Raw genomic sequence first — 18,684 nt, 5'->3', positions numbered from 1 at the left:
GGATGAGTATCGATCCTTTTACTTTAGAAATAATAAAAAATGGACTAATCGTTGCTAATGAAGAAATGTTTTGGGCATTTGCTAGAACGGCAAAAAGTCCGGTAATTTATGAGGTTTATGACTTTGCTGTTGGAATGACTGATGCGGAAGGAAACCTTGTGGCCCAAGCTCCTGGAGTTCCAGCATTCTCTGGAGTACTTGACTTCGCAGCTAGGGAAGTGCTTGAGAAATGGGGGGATGAGATCTATCCAGGAGACGTTTTTGTAAGCAATGTACCCTACAAGTCAGGAACTCATTTGAACGACGTTACTTTGATAATGCCTATGTTCTACAAAGACGAACTTTTGGGTTTAATACTTAACAAAGGACATTGGACTGAAGTAGGAGGAATGGCTTTTGGAAGCTGGAATCCAAATGCGACAGAGATATATCAGGAGGGATTGCAGCTCCCATGTGTAAAACTGTATGAAGAAGGAAAGCCTAACAAGAGCGTGATAGACATAATTCTCGAGAATTCTAGACTGCCAGATTATACCTATGGTGACATGGAGGCACAAGCAGCTTCTATGAGAGTTGCTGCAAAGAGAGTCGAAGCTCTTATCAATAAATATGGATTTGAAAACGTAAAGCTCGCTATGAAAAAAATATTAGAAGATGGTGAAAGATACGCAAAATTGAAATTACAAGAACTTCCTAAGGGAGAATTTGAAGCCGAGGACTACATTGATGCAGCGATTGCTGGTACTGACGAGCCCGTATACGTTAGAGCAAAAGTCACAATTACAAATGAAAAAGTTGTTGTCGATTTCACCGGAAGTTCCGAGCAAGTCATGAGTCCAATAAACTCCCCATTCCCCGCAACAGTATCTGGAGTAAGGGAGGTTTATATGGCTGTTACAGACCCCCATGCATATCCAACTGGAGGATTCTTTAAGCCTTTAGAAGTAATAGCTCCCGAAGGTACTATCTTCCATCCAACTAAGCCAGCGCCCACCTCCACTGACTGGGAAGCAATCGCTTTTGCTACTGATTTAGTTTGGAAAGCTCTCGCTCCACATGTTCCAGATAAATTAACAGCTGGACACTTCCTTTCAATTATAGCCACGATTGTTGGAGGAGTAAATGACAGAACAGGAGAGCCATTTGCGATAGTAGAACCTCAGCCAGGAGGATGGGGTGCAGGATATGATATGGATGGAACAAGCTGTTTGGTAGCCTGTGGAGATGGAGAAACATACATTGCTTCTACAGAAGTATACGAAAGAAACTTCCCAATCCTCGTAGAGAGATATATGCTTAATACCGAAGACGGCGTTGGCCATGGAAAGTTCAGAGGAGGTTTTGGAGTTATTAGAGAGTACAGGATTTTAAACAGTCAAGCCTTGGTTACCATTCAGGTTGGCAGACATGACTTTCCTCCATGGGGTGTTGATGGAGGACTCCCGGGACCGGGTAATAAAGTGATAATCTACAAAGATGGAAAAGCCCAAGAAGTTCGTAGGATTTCTGCAGAAGTATTCAAGAAAGGTGATTTAGTAAGTATTAGGACATCAGGTGGAGGTGGATGGGGAGATCCACTTGAAAGAGATCCAAAATTAGTCCTCGAAGACTACAAAGACGAGTTAATAACCTTAGATACTGCAAAAGAAGTTTATGGTGTTGTTATAAACCCTGAAAAATTAGAGATTGACTGGCAAGCAACAGAACAGCTAAGAAGGAAGCTACGTGAGGAAAGGGGGCAAAAAACATGAACTACAAACGACGAATATATAATTTTCAATCTCATGTAAAAAAGAGGGGGTTTGAGGGGGCTCTCATAGTCCCCGGCTCTAATTTTTATTATTTGACTGGCTTGAACCCTCTTGGAACCTTGGAGAGGCTTTTTGTGCTTATTGTTCCCTCACAAGACTCTCCAACAGTAATCGCTCCACAGATATATGAAGAAGAGCTCTCAGAGTTCGATGGTGAAGTAATCCTCTGGAGTGACAGTGAAAATCCCTACAAAATATTTGCCACTAAGGTTAGAGAGACATTCAAAGAAAGCGAAAAATTATTGATAGATGATACAATGCCAGTTGGCACATTTTTAAAAGTGCAGAAAGTACTCGATAAGTATTCTCTATATTCACTAAGCCCAGTAATATCAGAACTAAGAGAAATAAAAGATGAAGATGAGATTAAAGTACTTAAAAAAGTAGCAAAAATAGCTGATAAAATGTTTTACAAGCTCATGGATGAAGAGCTAGAAGGAAAGTCTGAAAAAGAATTGGCAAATATGATAGAGTACATGATGAAAAATGAGTTTGGCGCTGATGGTGTTTCCTTTGATCCAATTGTCGCATCTGGACCAAATGGAGCAAATCCACATCACACTCCCTCAACCAGAAAAATTAGAAAGGGGGATGTAGTAATATTTGACTATGGAGCAAGGTATCTTGGATACTGTTCTGACATAACAAGAACTGTAGTTGTAGGATCTCCATCGGAAGAAGTTAAAAAAGTCTACGAAATTGTTAAAGAAGCTCAAGAAACTGCTTTTCAACAAGTTAAGGAAGGAATAACCGCAGGAGATATAGATTCAGCTGCAAGGAATGTTATGGCAAAATATGGGTATGACAAATATTTTATTCACAGAACAGGACATGGATTAGGAATAGATGTTCATGAAGAGCCTTATATTTCCCCAGGAAATACGAAACTTCTCAAAGAAGGGATGGTATTTACAATTGAGCCTGGCATTTACCTACGTGGAAAATTTGGCATTAGAATTGAAGATGATGTTGTTGTGCTTAATAAAAAAGGTGTTAGACTTACTGAAGCTGAGAGGGATTTAATGATAGGTTAGGGAGTGTACTTTATGCGTATTTTTAATTACTTAAAAACGGGAGGGTAGAAATATGGGGTTGATAGATAAATTAAAACATTCGGAAGAAAAAGACGTAGCAATAGACGCCGTGCCACTAGAAAGCAGAGAATCATGGGTAAGTCCAGCAGTAGTATATGCAGGAGTAGAATTCACATTGAGTGTAGTTATGGTAGGTGCAGGGTTGGTAGGAAGCTTTAGTGTTGCTAAAGTGGCAATGATAGTAGCAATAGCCTTACTAATAACTTGGGTAGGAGATTCACTAAATGCATATATCGGTGCAAAAACTGGTAGACCTTCCACGGTGATAGCTAGGCAATCTTTTGGAAGTTTGCAAGCAAGAACTTTAATTGCTCTGTTAGTAATTCTTATGGGTCTGGGATGGTGGGGTATCCAAACTGCAATTATGGCTAATGCTATCTCGGCAGCGTTAGGCATAGATTACACTTCCAATTGGGGAGCTTGGGCAGTAATAGTAATAATCCTTGGAATAATATTTGGAATACCCGCTATCCTAGGATATACTTCAATGAAATGGACTGATTATTTAGCGGTTCCAGTAGGGTTACTTGTTTTTGGAATGGGAGTTTATCTTTCAGTGTCAAAGCATGGAGTTTCAGGAATAATGAACTGGAACCCAACTCCCCAAATGGCTGTAGCTGTAGCAATATCAACAGTTATTGGAGTGAATGTTGTCCAGTGGGTAATGATATCGGATTATAGTAGGCAAATGAAACCCGGGTGGAAAAATGCGTTCCTAATGCCTTCACTAACCATGATAGTAGGTTTTATTTTAATGACAGTAGGAGCAATAATGGCAGTAGGGGTTGGTACTTGGGATATTGTAGCAGTAATGGTTGCATTGGGATATCCGTTTTGGGCTTATTTCCTAATGTTTGTTGCACAGTGGACTACACAAATTGTCAATGTGTACACTCCAGGTCTAGCAGTTGCCAATATGCTTGACTTAAGAACAGGGAGAGGAAGAGCATTGGCAACTGCAAGTATAGTAGTCATTGGAATTGTATTGGCTCTAGCAGGTATACTGGACAGATACATGGACTTCTTATTGCTTTTAGGAATTGTCTTCCCTCCAATAGCTGCAGTCATGATGACAGACTTTTTCATCTTAAGAAAAGAGCAATGGGAGGATATCCCAGGATGGAATGTAATAGCAACAGTCTCAGTAATAATTGGAATCCTTTCAGGATATTATATGCAATATATAAAATTTGTTGGACTTCCCGCAGTTCAAACATTTATCATAACCGCAATAATTTACTACCTGCTTATGCGCATTAAGGCGAGTATTGCTCCAGATCAGTTTACCCCAAAACACTGGATCAGTCACTGACATATGGTTTTCTTCATTATTTTTTAAGTTACTTTGTTTAAGGTGGTGGAAAGATGGGGTGCAAAGGACAAAATAATTGTGGCTCCAACAAAAAGAAAAGGTGGGTTCCAGATGCATATGTGATAATATTCGTAGTAATAGTTCTGGCAACAATAGCTACATGGGTTGTCCCAGCAGGAGAATTCGAGCGCACGCAAGTAAATGGGAGAACAGTTATTGTCCCTGATACGTTTCACTATGTGGAAGGCAACCCTATTGGGCCGTGGGAGATGTTTCTCTCAATAGTCAAGGGACTTCAAGAAGCTGCCCCCATAATATTCTTTGTATTCATAATTGGGGGTTTAATTGGCGTTACTGAGGCTACTGGTGCACTGCAGGCAGGGCTTTCTGCGGCGGCATTAAAGATGAGGGGTAAAGAGAAGCTGTTTATACCAGCTTTAATGGTCCTCTTTGGATTAGGCGGGTCAGTCTTCGGAATGGCAGAAGAGACACTAGCCTTTGTGCCTTTGATGATTGGGCTTGCAGTTGCTATGGGATACGACAGGGTTGTGGGAATCTCGATATCATTCCTTGGTGCCGCGGCAGGCTTTGCAGGGGCTTTCATGAATCCATTCACCATAGGTGTTGCTCAAACAATAGCAGAACTTCCGCTATTCTCAGGTATGCAGTTCAGGATTATAGTGTGGCTCGTGTTTATGGCAATCACGATCCACCACGTGATGTCTTACGCTTCAAAAGTCAAGAAAAACCCAGAAGCAAGTATCGTTGCAGATGTTCCCTATGAAGAATTTGAAACGACTCAAAAATTGGAGGAAGTTACTCTAACCTCCTCTCAAAAGCTAGCTCTGCTGGGGTTCCTAGGAACCTTTGCAATTTTAGTAGTGGGTGTTCTAAAGTATGGATGGTACATAGATGAACTTTCGGCATTATTCCTTGTGGGTGCAATAGTCGTAGGAATTTTAGCAAGAATGGAGCCCAACCAAATAGTCAGATACTTCATAAAAGGAGCTTCTTCACTTACGTATGGGGCTTTGATTATAGGGTTTGGTAGGGCAATAGCAGTAGTGCTGAGAGACGGAAGGATTCTTGACACCATAGTATATGCATTGTCCCAGCCACTCGCAGGCCTTCCAGCTGGATTAATAGGTGTAGGAATGTTTTTTGTGCAGACCTTAATTAACTTCCTTATCTGCTCAGGGAGCGGGCAAGCAGTGGCTACGATGCCTATAATGGTTCCGTTGGCCGATGTAGTGGGAGTCACAAGACAAGTTGCAGTACTTGCATTCCAGTTTGGTGATGGAATAACCAACATTATATACCCAACATGCGGAGTTGTCATGGCGACAATTTCAATGGCAAAGATTCCATATGATAGGTGGCTGAAATACGCAGTACCCCTTGTAATCAAGCTCTCAATAGCAGCAATAATCTTGGTCTATATTGCAGTAATGATAAATCTAGGTCCCTTCTGAGTTCTGTTTTTATTTTTGTACTTATGAAGTATAAGGGGGCAGGGCTGTGATTAGTGAAACTGAAAAGAAAGTTTTCGAAAAAATCGAACAAGAAAAAGATAAGATAGTACAGATACTTAAAGAGCTCGTGAAAATACCAACCCAAAACCCACCTGGAGAAAATTACGAAGAGTTTGTTATGAAAGCCAAGGATTACTTAGAGGAAAGAGGTATAAGGACAAATATTGTAAAGGTGCCAAACAGCTTTGCGAAGGAGTTCATAGAGAATCCCGAGGAGTATCCAAGGTATATCCTTCTCGCTGAACTGAAAAAAGGAAGTCCAACAATACACTTTAACGGACATTATGACGTAGTACCCGCGGGTGAGGGCTGGCAGTTTAATCCATTCTCCGGAAAGATCGTAGACGGCAAATTATATGGCAGGGGAGCAAGCGATATGAAAGGTGGTATTGCAAGTATTATCAGCACATTGAGGATTCTCAGCGAATTTGAAGACAGCTTGAATATTGGAATAAACGCATCGCTAGTTCCAGATGAAGAAACGACGTCTCTTGGGACTAAATATCTCTTGAAGGAAAACCTTGTTACGGCGGATTATGCAATAATTACCGAACCAACATCGCTGAAAAGCATAGACATCGGATGTAAAGGGGGTTTATGGCTACAGGTGAAAGTTAAAGGCAAAGCAGCCCATGCATCTAGGCCTTGGCTCGGAGAAAATGCATTCGAGAAGGGAATACTGCTTGCTAACTCCATACTAAAGGAACTAAAGCCAGTGATTACTTCGAGGGTATCTGAATATGATTTCCATGATCCTAAATCAAGGAGAGCAACAATGGAGCTAGGGGGTTATGTAAAGGGAGGCAGCAAAACAAATGTTATTCCTGAGGAATTCTGCTTTTCAATAGACAGAAGAGTTCTACCAGACGAAAATATAAACGAAGCTTACGATGAGCTGGTTAATTTCATAGAGCAAAAGAGCAAGGAATTGGGCATTTCTTACGAAATTGTTGTTGAGGATATCGAGCCGCCATATGTGTTGAAGAACGGAGGAAGATTTTTGGACTTGCTCTCTGCGACCGCTGAAAGAATTACTGGCGTGAAACCTCAAGCAGGAGTCAAAACCGGCTTTACTGAAATGGCACTCTTTGGAGCTAGAGGGATAAAGGCAATTACATTCGGTCCAGGAAATGAAAACCTTGCGCATGTCGTTAACGAACATATTGAAATCAAAGAGATTATCGACTCGGTGGGGATATTTGTGACGTTTCTTTTATCTCTTTAGCGAAATTCTTTTAAAATACTACTGAGACATTTAATATTATGTATGAAGATGAAATCGTTGTTTTAAGACGTATTTTAAAAGACAAACTTGATGACCTCGACATTAAGATATACCAGTTATTGAGAGAAAATGGCAGAATGAGTGATACTAAAATAGCCGAGAAGTTGGGTGTATCTGTTACAACAATCAGAAGACGCAGGATGAGGTTACAAGAGGAGGGTATTCTGCAGATAATAGCGTTGATATTACTTAGAGCTGCCGATGTTGCATATGCTGATGTGTTAGTTAAATTTAAAAAACAGGCCAAAATGGAAAATATCAGAGAATTTCTTAGTAAAGCAGTTATGAACCCGAGGATATATGAAGTTACGGAATATATTGGAGGAGAGTGTGATGTCTTACTTAGATTTTTTGAAGCTAATCCGGAGAAGCTTAAATATCACATAGACAAGTTTCTTAGAGAAGAAGATATTGTAGAGAAATATACAATTTATCTTGCAATTGGAAGTCCAAAAGCGTGGTATCGCCAGTTTAAATTGAGGTTTTAGTGATACTTAGATTTTCAATTTTAAAAGTCAAGATTTAGAAAATAGATAGAGATTTAGAGATTAAAATAAAAATATCTCATGGGTTAATCAAAGTCCCATATCGTTCTTCCTTTGTAGAACATCATAACATAACCACAGTTTTCGCAGATGACTATCTTCACCTTATGCGCTGTAAAGCCCCACTTGCTGTCCAGCTTTCCTTCTTCAACTTTAAAGCTTGTTCCTCCGCATAGAGGACATTTTAAGCGTTGCCTTTCCATGATATCACCCACTATAATCTTGTTGTCATTGTATAAAAGTTCTTCTCTTCTCTGTAAGAATTCAAAAGCTTTTCTATGCCTTTTTTGTGCCCAAGACCTACCACGGCTACTACTTTTGGCTTTTTGACTCCTCTCCTCTTGAGCTCATCAACAATTGCTTTTAGGTTCCTTGCCATTATCTCATTTCTTTCCTCCACGAGAATCCTAAAAAGGTAGGGATAGCGGAGCTTAAATCTGTGCATCATCACCTTATAGCTCTCCATTATATCCTCTTGACTTTCTGCTTCTGGAGCAATTGGAAGAAAAACCAGGGAGCTCTCAAGTAAGAGGAGTATCTTTTCCCTCAAAGGTGCTCTGAGAAGCTTTCCCATGATACTTTGGATGTCTTCATCGATTAAATACAGCGGAACTCCGAGAAGAGATGCTGTCTGGATTGCTTCCATCATTTCTCCTCCGGGCTTCATGCCAAATTCTTCTCCAATCTTTTCCTCAACCTTCATAAGGATGTATCCCAGGAGGGCTTTCTTTCCGAGCTTTACTGCTTCCTTAAACGTGATCCTCTCCGAGGATTGGAGGGAGTAAAATCTCTGCCTGTCAAGTTCGATAGCAATTGCATCGGGCTTTTCTTCTAGTATAGCTTTTCTGACTTCTCTTCTGCTCTTTGGGGAAACGTGCATTGTCCCTATGACCTTAACGTAGCGAAGATAGCTCATACTCTTCACCAATCCTAAGCACATCGAAGTCTTTGGGTATTATAAATCTATGCCTGCAAAGTTTTTCCGCCCCCTGCTTATACTCTTCGTACGTATATCTGGGGGCTCTGTGGAAGAGAACTAGGAGTTTAACTTTTGCTTTTTTTGCAACTTCGCAGGCCTCTGGAACTGTTGAGTGATAGCTCTCTCCTCTATCCTCTTCGCTGAGGTAAGTTGCTTCGTGAATTAATACATCTGCCTTTTCAGAAAAGAGCTTCACCCTTTCGCAGGGCTCGGTATCGCCGGTATAAACGACTTTCACCCCTCTCTTGGGATTTCCAGTCACATCTTCGAGGTGGATAACCTTGCCATTAATCTCAATCTTTCCCTTAGTCTCAAGCTCTCTCATCCAGGGACCGGGCTTTAGGCCGAGTTCTCTAATTTTATCAAGATCAAAACTTCCTCTTTTGTCTTTCTCCTTGAAAACATAGCCTAAAGCAGGGACGCCGTGCTCCACCTTGAAGCTCCATATTTCATAGTCTCCAAACTTCAGCCTTGCCTCTCCGAGCTCGTGGACATGTATATCAAAGCTTGGCCTGAAAAATCCACTTTTTAGGTAGTTTTGAATGAACTCGAAGGTGTACTTCGGACCGTAAACGTGGAGGGGCTTTTCCCTGTTCCAGAGGGTCATTGTTTGAATAAGGCTCATCAGACCAAGGTAGTGGTCTCCGTGGAAGTGGGTTATGAAAATCTTCTCAATCTTCATGGGGCTCAGCTTGGCTATGTTCAGCTGTCTTAGAGTTCCCTCCCCAATATCCCAAAGGATAATCTCTCCATTGTATCTTAACGCTATAGAGGGCACGTTTCTTTCTTTGTTGGGCATTATGCCACCAGTGCCGAGGAAAATCACTTCAAGCATGATTTGTGATTGGCGAGATAGTTTAAAAGGTATTCTCATGACGCTTGCTTCCTTTTCTCACGTGTCCACAATGCTATGGCAAATACCAGTGCCAATGTTGAAATCCCAAGGGCAATATTCGTTTTTCTTTCATTAGGTGGCACTACATAGTAGTCCGGGTTTCTGTGCAAAGATGCATCAAGACTTATCAGGGAGATATTATTTCCAAAATACCAGAATCTAATTGGGGAATTTACCATTTCGCTGAAGACAACTTCATCAACCTTAATCTGCAGGAGCCGCCTTCCGTCGGGGATTCTAATCAAAGATACCTTTAAATTGTGTATTTTCTTCATTGGGAGCAGAGAGCAATGCTTCTTTTTGCCATAATATAGGGTGTAGAGCTCAGCACAGACTTCGTTGCGTTTTATTGATATTCTGGATATTTTTTCGTTGCCGAAGTCAAAGACCAGGACATCTCCTTCGCCTTTTGCTTCAAACCATGCCTCGGTACCTCCTCTGTCCCACAGCATAGCTCCGAAGGGGTAATCAAGATCTGTGTGGTTTTCTTTGTCTTTAATCAAGAGGTCTCCGTTAATTTGCTCCCTCTCCCGAGCATAATAAGCGGTTGCACTTACTCCAGTTCCGGGTGGGAGGTTTAAGGCTAGTGTTACCTCTCCACGTATATCTTCACCAGGTATCCATGTCCACCCATCCTTTACTGGTACTGTGAAGTTTCTTGTCCCATTTTCCCATTCTACTATTCCCGAAACCTCCTTTCCCTTATAATTGTAGAGCTTTACATCAATTCCTAAAAGCCTCCCTGAGGCATTGAATCTTAGCTTTGAGGAAGAGTTCTTGGATACGGTGCCATTCCATTGCAGCTCAATCGCTTTCCCAACCTTAACGCTGATGTCTCTAAGCTTGTTGAGGTCTAGTCCAGCAATAACCCTATATCCCGCAGGCTTTACCTCACAGGAGAAGTTTGGAGAGAGATAAACGATAAACTCATCGTAGAGCTCCAGAGGGACTGTTATGTAGAGAGTTCCTTTAAGCCATTTGATTTTTGCGGTTCCCTCTTTTACGACCTCTCCATATTGGTAAACCTTATAGCTCGCCGAGACGTTGCAGCTTTCATTGGACAAAAAGATGAAATCAACCCATTCGGCGCTATAGCTGGGGGGAACTTCTGCGTGGAGAGGGTTTGTGAATTCTCCTTCAATAACTTTCAAGCGCTCAAGTCCTTCAACCTGAGCAGGATAAAAAAGCAGAAAGATAAAAAGCAAGCTTAGGATTTTCTTCATTGTCACCCCCTCACTGGAGAGTTGAATTCTACACCGACGTATACCCTTCATAAGCCTTTTTATGTTTTGTTCTGACCTCCTCCCCGCCTTGAAAAGCGAGGCTTCCAACGAGTTAACCCCTCGCCAATGGCGGGAAGGTTTACGGACGACTCATAACCTACTTGGCGTTACCGCCTTTCGGTTCAGCCCGAGGGGACGGTCTTGCCCCCGTTACCCCTACCGCAAAGCGGATTGGGGTTATGGTTTGAGAGGCCAAACCTCCAGCAAACCTTCAGTCTTTGGCCGCCTGAACGGGCGGTTTTTGAAGGACGCCTTACGGCGTCCACTCTCCTTCAGCTTGAAGGGGACACTTAAACCCCCGTCTCATCGGGTTCTAAGTTTGGCCTTTTCAAGCTTTTATTACTCTGCAAAGTTTAAAAAAGTTTCGACTCTTTAAAGGTGGGTCTTCAATTACTGCATCCCCGCCCTAAAGGGCAAGGCTTTCAGAGAAAAGTAAAGATGCTACAAGCTGAGGAATTGAGACAACTTATGCGTAAGGTTAAAAGGTTCCATTGCCTAATTTTCTTGAGGTGCAGTAAAATGGAAGAGATACTTAAGGCAATTCAGGAGAAAGACTGCAAAAAGCTGGCAAGTTTGCTATATTACAAGGCCGATGAGCTTAGTGAAGAGGAGCTGCGAGAGGTTCTTGAAAAAGCTGAAAAGCTCGCCTTAGAATGTAGAGATTATGAGCTGTACAAGCTTGTGGTTTATTATTTCCTAGAGTTTCTTGATGTTGACAAGGTTGAGGAGTTTGAGAAGCTCGCTGAAGAAGAGGATACCTTTGAAGTTAAATATCATCTTGCCGATTTATATTACCTTCTGGGTGAATTAGAAAAGGCGCTTGATCTCTACAGAGGACTGCTTGAAGAAGAGACTGAAAAGGGCAACTTGGAGAACATCGCAAAAGTATACTACAACATGGGGCTCATTCATGAGGAGCTCTTAGAGTACGAAAAAGCATTGGAGCTCATGGACAAGGCAGAAAAAGCCCTGGAAGAGCTTGGAAAAGAGGAGGATGTTAAGCAGATAAGGATTTACAAAGCTTACATAACCTTTGAGATGGGGGAGATAGCAAAAGCAAAGGCCGAGCTTGCCGAGCTTCTCTCACAAAACCTAGACGAGAGGTTGAAATCTCAGATACACCTTGTCTTTGAGGAGATATTTGAGGATGAAGACGACTATGAAGCGGCCCTGCATGAATGCCTCTATGCAATGCTCTATGGAAGGGACAGCGAGTACTTTGACGTTGCGTTTGATGCTCTAATAGATGTGGTGTGGCAGATGATGCTGGAGGACAGGTTTGAGGAGATTTACAACAACATAGACATGTTTGCTAGAGCATTCCCAGAAATGAAGGAGTTCTTTGAAGGAGTAAAGGCTGTTGCCCTGTACAAGGACGGCAAAATCGGAAGGGAGGAGGTTAGTGACTACATAACGAAGATAAAGGACAGGAGGCTTTTGGATCTTCTTGAGTTCTTGAGCGAGGCAGAGCTTTAATTTTCTCTCTTTTTTGGTGGTTTTTATGAAAGTTAGGATTGCAACGCTTGATGACTGCAGAGGCATAGTTGATGTTCACTGCTCCGGAGTTGAGAGGTGGATAAAGAAAAGCGAAGGTAAAGAAGCGAGTTACGAAGAACTCAGCATAGAGGAGCGTTATCTCCACGGTGGCCCTTGGATGAGCATTGAAACCTGTGCAATCCACATGAACAACCTCCTTTTAGAGGAGCAGTTTCCCATAGTTGCGGAAGAAAATGGCAATATAGTAGGGAACGGGGAAGTCTTAATCAGTGAAGAGCTCATAGGGAGCAAAATTAGGAAAATCGCCCATATAGATGTGCTTGAAGTGCATAAAAGCTTCAGAGGCAAAGGTGTGGGCAGAGCTATTGTTGAATTTGTCGAAGGGTTGGCCCGTGAGAAAGGCTGTGAACTGGTTACAGTAACCCCGGAGAAATCGGCAATCGGCTTCTATGAAAAGCTCGGCATAAGGGATGTCTTTTACAGTGCAAGCTTTGTGGAGTTTGACTTAAGTTCTTTTTCTACTATTGAGTTAGAGCCTGAGGTGTTTGAATTCTCGTGGAAAGAGGTTAAGGGTCTAGAAATGGCCGCGGGAAAGTTCCAAAGCTCCTACCACCACTGGTTCGTGGCTTTTAGGGATAAAATAGCAGGGATAGATGATAGGGTTTATTTCGAGAGCGGAAGGCTGGGAAGGTCTTATTATGTTCTCGAGGAGGTCTATTATGATAGCTCTGTTGTTACGGGCTACTTGTGGGGCAAAGGAGAGGATTTTCCCATTTTGCTTGCTAGAGCAAAGGAGCTTGGCTTCAAAAAGCTCCGCACGATAATTGGAAAAGAACTTGTGGAGAAGTTTAAGCCGAGAGTGATTGAGGGCGTTATTATACTCTCGAAGAGCCTCTAATCTTCCTTAAATCGCTTTTGGTGTTTACGTTAAAGAAGCTCTCGCGCCATTCTTCAGGGAGATATTCTATCTCTATGTAGCAAGGATTGGAAAGCCTTATTGCTTCGTTAAGCATATATCTGCCTTTGGTTATCTGCTCCTCCAGTATTTTCAGGAAGTTTTTTGAATATGCAGCGTGGAGGGGCTCTAGGTAGCCGTTTTTCCATTTTGGGACGCAGGCAAGAGGCCTAAGCTCGTAGAACTTCCCTATGATATAGTCAACGAATTTAGGCTTTATGGATGGCATGTCTCCCGCTATTACAAAAACGTCACCCAGTTTTTTTAGAGCGGTGTAAACACCTCCAGCTGGGCCAATTTCAAGTTCGTCAACGATAACCTTGAAGCCAAGCTCTTCAAAGGCCTCTTTTTTCTCTCTTGAAGTTATTATTACAGCTTCGTTTATCCCTTCCGCTTCAAGAACGCTCTCTATGGCGTGGAGTATCAGAGGCTTCCCACTAACTTTGTAGAGTAGCTTCTCTTCTCCAAAACGCTTTGCTTTTCCTCCGGCGAGCACAGCGGCAATCATCTTGGGTTCCCTATATGGTAGAGGTGTGTTAGGTTATAACCTTTGTTTCCGAGAAAATCCCCTTCAGAGGTAGGACTTTCAAAAGAAAGGTTGGAATCACATTTATTTTTCCCTATGCGATGGTAAATTTTATATCGCTAGAGTGCTCAATAATTGATTAATGGAGACCTTCCTATGATGAAGGCAAAAGTGGAGATAGAGGCATCGTTGGGGTGTTTTGCCCTTGCTGAATCTCCCTCCCAGTACTTTGCTAAAGAATAAGGGGGATGTGATCATGGAGCGCCTATCGATTTTGATTTTTCTCCTATTGTTCTTTCTTTCAAATGTTTCAGCTTCATCTTGTTGGATAGGGAACTATGGAGAAAGCTTTGAAGATGTGCTTGCAACCTCTGATGGTAGAGTTTTTGCAGTAGGGAGCAGTGTTTTAAGTGTTAATCTTCGAGGAGAACCCTTGTGGGCAATAACGACAGCACGCAGGGATATTAAAATTCATAGGATCGCTTTCACGAGTGAAAAGGATTTAGTAGTGGCTGGAAAGGGGTTTATTGCAAAGTTTAGCCAGACGGGGGATCTCTTATGGATGAAAAAACTAAATGTAACTGATGTTTCTGTGGCTCCCAATGGGGAGATAATCTTTGTTTTTGGGAATGTTGTTGCAGCCTTAACTCCCGAAGGCCAAATTAAATGGGTCAAAAAAGCTATGAAACAAAATCAGAGTTCCTTGGAGTTTTCTGGAGTAACTGCAAGTGAAGACAAGATTTTTGTTGTTGGGTATACTTTTGCTCCAGGAGAGGATTATAACGCATGGATTGCTGCTTTTGATTTTGAAGGAAACATCATTTGGCAGAGAGCTATTGATCTGGGATACGATGAATTTGTGGATAAAGTTGATGTGAGCAATGTCTCTGCAGTAGTTGCAGGAGTTTCTGGCTCCCAGCACACTCCATGGATTGGAGAATACTTCGTGATAAAGCTGGATAGAGAAGGCAACCTTATCTGGGCGCATGAGTTTCTTCCGCTGAATCTTCCTGAAAAGATAAGTGAGAGCATATTTTGGTCGATAAAAATCAATGATGTTGATTGCAACTTAAATGGGCAATGTCTTATTGGCGGGAATTTTGTAACTCTCCTCCTTGATGAAAGCGGAGGGCTCTCATGGGCGAAAGGTTTTTCGAGTAACGGTGTTGCATTAACTGATTCCTTAGCTATATCCGCAAAGAATGTGATTCTCGCATTTCCAGTCAATGGCTCAGAGAGTGTTGGAAGAGATGTGCAAGTTGTTTTCTCTGGGATATCCCCAAAACTTATCCCCTTAAAATTTGAGTTCCAAAATTTTTCACTTGCCCTTGAAAATGCTTCCATCAATTTTGTTCCATTAATAGCTCACGGAGAATTTTTGTATTACAACAAAAATTGCTCACAGCTACAGTCCTCTTTGAACACTAGGGAGAGCTTTGTACTCTCTTCGGCAACCCCTGAACAAACAACTACAAGTAGAGAAATTTGCGGTCCTGGTTTTATGCTGTTGATACCCTTAATTTTCCTTGTCAAAAGGTTATTCAAGGATTAACAACTTATGAGAGCAAATCTTTTTTAACTTTTCATGACAAAAACAAATGGTGGTGGCATGAAAAAGGCTTCACTAATTTTATGCCTTCTCGTTCTTATCGCCGCCACACCAACGGCCGCAGAAGAGCCAAAGGTTATTATAGAGGTGAACCCGAACCTTGAGCTTTTCGCTGTTGTATATATTCTCGCTTTTAATGGAAATGATCCCTTTATAATCGCCCCTCAAAGCTATATCAACGATGTTTTAGATTATTTTGCTCCCTATAAAGATCACCCAGCTGTTTATTCGGTTAGAGAAGCTATTCCACAGGATTTGTCTCACTATAGAAGGGACTACTCAATAAATGAATTTGCAGCTTCTCTAGTTTCAAAACCCTATCTCGGCAACATGAGCGAGAATGATTTCACTTTGAGCGAGTTCTACAGATCTTTGATAAGTTTTGCCAAGGAAAGTAACTTCATGGAATTCTACAAAAAACATAAGAAAGAATACGAAGAAGCTTTAAAACCAGCAAGGGGAGCCCTCACGCAGGACATCTTCCAAAAGTTTGAAGAACTCTTTGGAAAGCAGTACAAAACCTTTCATATAGCTCTTTCGTATTCTTTAAGAGTCCATCCCGGGAGCAAGGCTGTTGGAGACACTGCTTATTACTTTGGTTATGTGGGTTTTATGCCCGAGCAATATGCTGAAATCTTTTACCTCTATATCGCCACTCATGAGTATTCTCACTCCTTTATCAATCCCCTTATTTCAGAATATCCCACTGAGTTTTCAGAGTTGGATTATTACCTCCTTCAGGTGAGGAGTGAGTTGACCTATACAACCTACGATCTACACTTTGATACAAACTACCTGTACATCTCTGAGAACCTTGTTGAAGCGCTTACAAACTACATTCTAATGTCTCTTAAGCCTAACGTTGTTCATGATCTTCCCAGATACTTCATTTTGCGGGATCATGTGCTTGGATTTTATTTGGTTGATGATTTGGTAAGGGAATTTAGAAATTTTGAGAACTCTAAAGACTCGAATGAAACCTTTGAGGATTACATTCCGATATTAATCGAGCACATGAAAAGCTGGGCAACTCCGGAGAATGTTAGTGAATATTTCAAAAAACGAGTGCCTTTGAGTGGCCTATGGCTTTTTGATAGAGGTTATGAAGAGGGAAAAATTATAATCGTTTACGGAGCAAAAAATCCAGACCCAACTGGAATAGAATACGATAAAGAAACCGCTTTCATGCTTAAGGAGCTTATTGAGAAGGACGACACATGGAAGCTCTATAATGGCAAGCCGAAAATTATAGTAAAAGCGGAAAACGAGCTTGGTGAAGAGGACTTGAGAACGAACCTCATATTCGTTGGAGGGCCTGCTGCCAACGGCTTGGTGAAGAACTTAACATTTCTCCCCATAAAATTCATTTTTAATGGCACGTGGGTTTTAGCGAAAAACGCAACTGGCTTTGAGAGTTTTGCGGGATTTGATATTGAGAACGAAGTTTATAGAGAGCTTAGAGAAGTGAGCGGAACCTTCCAGGCTTACCCCTTAGGAGTTGTGGAAATTGTAAAGAACCCTTGGAACGAGAGGAACCTGATAGCTGTAATAGCTGGAGTGGATAGGTATTGTACAAGAAAATTGGCAAAGGATTTCACAGCTTATCCGCGGAGCTATGGCATTGAGAGCGGCAACTATACAGAAGTTGGGTTTTATGTCCAAGGGTGATAGCATATGAAAAAGGTTACCCTGATGCTCGCTCTTTTAATTTTGGCCGCCTCAGTATTTGTATGGCACGAGAGCAATAGAAGCAATGAGGTGGTAGTTGATGTTTCAGAGCTTAGTTCATCAAACTTCACCCTCACTTCCTACATCCAAAACTCAACTACTTTTGAGTACAGTTCTTTTGTTGAAATGAGTTTCCTTGAAAATGGGACGATAAGGGCAAATGAGACATTAACATTAATGAACGTGGGGAATGCAAGCTCTGGAAGGATGGCAGTATCTTATCTCTACCCTATCACAAAAATCAGAGATCTTAAGCTGAAAAATGCAGATCTAATAACTGCTTCAGTTTCTCAAGGAAAAGATGTTATTTACCTGGCATTTAAGCCCTTAAAAGGGAAAACAGTAGAGATAACGCTCTATTATGAGCTTAACTGGAAAAATACATTGCCATCGGGACTGGGACTTTCTGGAATGCTAATTAATCAAAGCTCAACAGACGATGAAGAGGTAATATTGGCCTCAATGTATTTTCCCTCTGTGGTGCTAAAAGGCACAAAGACCAAGGATACGCTTATTTTAAAGCTACCAACGGGCTGGTGGGGTTTTGTTGTTGATTCTTTGTCATATGCTCCATGGAAGATTGTGAATTCAAAAGTCTCTAGTAATCAGAGAATTCTGTACTTTGAGCATGAAGATCACTCTTCTCCACTCATTCTCGTTGGGAGGTTCGATAAGTTTGTAAAAAGCCTCAATCTCCAAGAAAAAAGCGTGAATACCACAGTCTACATGCCACCAAACGAAAAAGAAAAAGGTGAGACAGTCCTTCTAAGGGTTGAAGACATGGTGAGAACATTTTCTCAATGGTACGGGCCTTATCCCTATGACTCCCTTAACATAGTGATTTCAAGGCTTTTCAAGCCTCATAGCGGAATTAACATGGGGGGAAGCTTTGTTGTGGTCTCCGCTAGAGGTTATGATGTGTGGTTGCTGTCTCATGAAATATCCCATTCATGGTTTGGAACGTATGCAGAGTTGGGTAAAATCTCCGAGTCTCTCGCTACATTTTCTGCCATGTCATACGTGCTAACTCATTCTGAGGATGTACCCGCTGAGTTTTTAGACTTCTCTGAGAATATCAGCATGATGTACAATATCTCATTGGCTAGCGCCTATAGATCATCGTTGAGCTGGGAGAAAATGTATCCTGTGGTCTACCGTAAGGGAGGTTTTGTGTTTCGATCTTTACAGTTCGTTCTCGGCAATGAGACATTTTTCAAAGGATTAAGGCAAGTTGTAAAAGAGTGCCACTACATAAGTTGCGGGCTAAGTAGAATCCAAGAGATCTTCGAGAATGTAAGCAACCAGGATTTGGACTGGTTTTTTGAGGAATGGTTCTATTCAACGGGGGCACCTGATTATAGGGTCGAGAACCTCACCATTATTCAGGAGAACGAGAAGTATTTCTTGAACTTTGAAATCGTTGATGAAAGCAACTTTACAATGCCTCTTGAGGTAAAAGTGGAAACAAATAAAGGGAGCTTTGTGAGGAGAATCTGGATAAAGGGAAAGGCAAGGATCAGCATTGAGTGTGAAGGGAAGCCAGTGGCTGTAATCCTTGATCCATATGATTGGATAATAAACAAAAACAGGGAATACCAGATAAATGGTATTAAAATTGTGGTCGAATAAATTT

16 protein-coding genes are annotated in these 18,684 nt (G+C 41.6%); 11 read left to right on the top strand and 5 right to left on the bottom strand.

Going from position 1 to position 18,684, the window contains the following annotated elements; genetic code table 11:
• Positions 1-2 precede the first annotated feature (2 nt).
• The 6 genes from ACZ5NL_RS01630 to ACZ5NL_RS01605 are packed head-to-tail and all read left to right on the top strand — an operon-like array spanning position 3 to position 7,522.
• Positions 3-1,751: a hydantoinase B/oxoprolinase family protein gene (locus tag ACZ5NL_RS01630; protein WP_464842601.1), complete on the top strand. Its 1,749-nt coding sequence runs from the start codon at positions 3-5 to the stop codon at positions 1,749-1,751.
• Positions 1,748-2,845 (top strand): M24 family metallopeptidase, encoded by a 1,098-nt coding sequence (locus ACZ5NL_RS01625; protein ID WP_464842600.1) that lies wholly within the window; start codon positions 1,748-1,750, stop codon positions 2,843-2,845. The genes ACZ5NL_RS01630 and ACZ5NL_RS01625 overlap by 4 nt, the downstream gene beginning before the upstream one ends.
• Before the next feature lie 52 nt (positions 2,846-2,897).
• The gene (locus tag ACZ5NL_RS01620) at positions 2,898-4,217 is read left to right on the top strand and encodes a cytosine permease (RefSeq protein WP_464842599.1); all 1,320 of its coding nucleotides are present in this window, start codon (positions 2,898-2,900) and stop codon (positions 4,215-4,217) included.
• 53 nt (positions 4,218-4,270) lie between these two features.
• Entirely contained in the window at positions 4,271-5,689 is a 1,419-nt protein-coding gene (locus ACZ5NL_RS01615) for a YfcC family protein (RefSeq protein WP_464842598.1), read from the top strand.
• A 46-nt stretch (positions 5,690-5,735) separates the two neighbouring features.
• The gene (locus ACZ5NL_RS01610) at positions 5,736-6,974 is read left to right on the top strand and encodes a M20 family metallopeptidase (protein WP_087037738.1); all 1,239 of its coding nucleotides are present in this window, start codon (positions 5,736-5,738) and stop codon (positions 6,972-6,974) included.
• Positions 6,975-7,012: 38 nt separating this feature from the next.
• The gene (locus tag ACZ5NL_RS01605; RefSeq protein WP_087037739.1) at positions 7,013-7,522 is read left to right on the top strand and encodes an Lrp/AsnC family transcriptional regulator; all 510 of its coding nucleotides are present in this window, start codon (positions 7,013-7,015) and stop codon (positions 7,520-7,522) included.
• An 83-nt stretch (positions 7,523-7,605) separates the two neighbouring features.
• On the opposite strand, the gene ACZ5NL_RS01600 is transcribed toward ACZ5NL_RS01605, so the two are convergent.
• From ACZ5NL_RS01600 to ACZ5NL_RS01585, 4 genes are read right to left on the bottom strand one after another with little or no spacing between them, the layout of a single operon-like run.
• Positions 7,606-7,782: a zinc ribbon domain-containing protein gene (locus tag ACZ5NL_RS01600; RefSeq protein ID WP_179193053.1), complete on the bottom strand. Its 177-nt coding sequence runs from the start codon at positions 7,780-7,782 to the stop codon at positions 7,606-7,608.
• A gap of 11 nt (positions 7,783-7,793) precedes the next feature.
• Positions 7,794-8,495, bottom strand: coding sequence for a TraB domain-containing protein (locus ACZ5NL_RS01595; RefSeq protein WP_087037741.1), 702 nt, complete (start codon positions 8,493-8,495; stop codon positions 7,794-7,796).
• Positions 8,473-9,393, bottom strand: a complete 921-nt coding sequence (locus ACZ5NL_RS01590) for a ribonuclease Z (protein WP_464842596.1) — start codon at positions 9,391-9,393, stop codon at positions 8,473-8,475. Before ACZ5NL_RS01590 ends, ACZ5NL_RS01595 begins: the two co-directional genes overlap by 23 nt.
• 35 nt (positions 9,394-9,428) lie before the next feature.
• Positions 9,429-10,676 carry a hypothetical protein gene (locus ACZ5NL_RS01585; RefSeq protein WP_464842595.1) on the bottom strand — a complete coding sequence of 416 codons (1,248 nt, stop codon included), beginning with the start codon at positions 10,674-10,676 and terminating at the stop codon, positions 9,429-9,431.
• A 579-nt stretch (positions 10,677-11,255) separates the two neighbouring features.
• Here ACZ5NL_RS01585 and ACZ5NL_RS01580 point away from each other — a divergent pair.
• The gene (locus tag ACZ5NL_RS01580) at positions 11,256-12,212 is read left to right on the top strand and encodes a tetratricopeptide repeat protein (protein WP_087037746.1); all 957 of its coding nucleotides are present in this window, start codon (positions 11,256-11,258) and stop codon (positions 12,210-12,212) included.
• Between the two features lie 25 nt (positions 12,213-12,237).
• A complete protein-coding gene (locus ACZ5NL_RS01575; protein WP_464842593.1) occupies positions 12,238-13,131 on the top strand; it encodes a GNAT family N-acetyltransferase in 894 nt (297 codons plus the stop codon).
• On the opposite strand, the gene mobA is transcribed toward ACZ5NL_RS01575, so the two are convergent.
• Complete coding sequence (mobA, locus tag ACZ5NL_RS01570) at positions 13,109-13,696, bottom strand: molybdenum cofactor guanylyltransferase MobA (protein ID WP_464842592.1); 588 nt, start codon at positions 13,694-13,696, stop codon at positions 13,109-13,111. The two genes, ACZ5NL_RS01575 and mobA, sit on opposite strands and share 23 nt — an antisense overlap.
• Positions 13,697-13,970: 274 nt before the next feature.
• Between mobA and ACZ5NL_RS01565 the strand changes: the two genes are divergently transcribed.
• From ACZ5NL_RS01565 to ACZ5NL_RS01555, 3 genes are read left to right on the top strand one after another with little or no spacing between them, the layout of a single operon-like run.
• Positions 13,971-15,266 carry a hypothetical protein gene (locus ACZ5NL_RS01565; RefSeq protein ID WP_464842590.1) on the top strand — a complete coding sequence of 432 codons (1,296 nt, stop codon included), beginning with the start codon at positions 13,971-13,973 and terminating at the stop codon, positions 15,264-15,266.
• A 57-nt stretch (positions 15,267-15,323) separates the two neighbouring features.
• A complete protein-coding gene (locus tag ACZ5NL_RS01560) occupies positions 15,324-16,991 on the top strand; it encodes a DUF4932 domain-containing protein (RefSeq protein WP_464842589.1) in 1,668 nt (555 codons plus the stop codon).
• Positions 16,992-16,997: 6 nt separating this feature from the next.
• The gene (locus tag ACZ5NL_RS01555; RefSeq protein WP_464842588.1) at positions 16,998-18,680 is read left to right on the top strand and encodes a M1 family aminopeptidase; all 1,683 of its coding nucleotides are present in this window, start codon (positions 16,998-17,000) and stop codon (positions 18,678-18,680) included.
• The last annotated feature ends 4 nt before the right edge of the window (positions 18,681-18,684 follow it).

It is taken from the genome of Thermococcus aegaeus, from assembly GCF_055393685.1.
This window is presented reverse-complemented; position numbering and strand designations above follow the sequence as displayed.

Excerpts from the sequence above, each read along its gene's own strand:
- ACZ5NL_RS01630 (WP_464842601.1), top strand. The coding sequence starts at position 3 with ATGAGTATCGATCCTTTTACTTTAGAAATAATAAAAAATGGACTAATC.
- ACZ5NL_RS01625 (WP_464842600.1), top strand. The coding sequence starts at position 1,748 with ATGAACTACAAACGACGAATATATAATTTTCAATCTCATGTAAAAAAG.
- ACZ5NL_RS01620 (WP_464842599.1), top strand. The coding sequence starts at position 2,898 with ATGGGGTTGATAGATAAATTAAAACATTCGGAAGAAAAAGACGTAGCA.
- ACZ5NL_RS01615 (WP_464842598.1), top strand. The coding sequence starts at position 4,271 with ATGGGGTGCAAAGGACAAAATAATTGTGGCTCCAACAAAAAGAAAAGG.
- ACZ5NL_RS01605 (WP_087037739.1), top strand. The coding sequence starts at position 7,013 with ATGTATGAAGATGAAATCGTTGTTTTAAGACGTATTTTAAAAGACAAA.
- ACZ5NL_RS01600 (WP_179193053.1), bottom strand. The coding sequence starts at position 7,782 with ATGGAAAGGCAACGCTTAAAATGTCCTCTATGCGGAGGAACAAGCTTT.
- ACZ5NL_RS01595 (WP_087037741.1), bottom strand. The coding sequence starts at position 8,495 with ATGAGCTATCTTCGCTACGTTAAGGTCATAGGGACAATGCACGTTTCC.
- ACZ5NL_RS01590 (WP_464842596.1), bottom strand. The coding sequence starts at position 9,393 with ATGCTTGAAGTGATTTTCCTCGGCACTGGTGGCATAATGCCCAACAAA.
- ACZ5NL_RS01585 (WP_464842595.1), bottom strand. The coding sequence starts at position 10,676 with ATGAAGAAAATCCTAAGCTTGCTTTTTATCTTTCTGCTTTTTTATCCT.
- ACZ5NL_RS01580 (WP_087037746.1), top strand. The coding sequence starts at position 11,256 with ATGGAAGAGATACTTAAGGCAATTCAGGAGAAAGACTGCAAAAAGCTG.
- ACZ5NL_RS01575 (WP_464842593.1), top strand. The coding sequence starts at position 12,238 with ATGAAAGTTAGGATTGCAACGCTTGATGACTGCAGAGGCATAGTTGAT.
- mobA (WP_464842592.1), bottom strand. The coding sequence starts at position 13,696 with ATGATTGCCGCTGTGCTCGCCGGAGGAAAAGCAAAGCGTTTTGGAGAA.
- ACZ5NL_RS01565 (WP_464842590.1), top strand. The coding sequence starts at position 13,971 with ATGGAGCGCCTATCGATTTTGATTTTTCTCCTATTGTTCTTTCTTTCA.
- ACZ5NL_RS01560 (WP_464842589.1), top strand. The coding sequence starts at position 15,324 with ATGAAAAAGGCTTCACTAATTTTATGCCTTCTCGTTCTTATCGCCGCC.
- ACZ5NL_RS01555 (WP_464842588.1), top strand. The coding sequence starts at position 16,998 with ATGAAAAAGGTTACCCTGATGCTCGCTCTTTTAATTTTGGCCGCCTCA.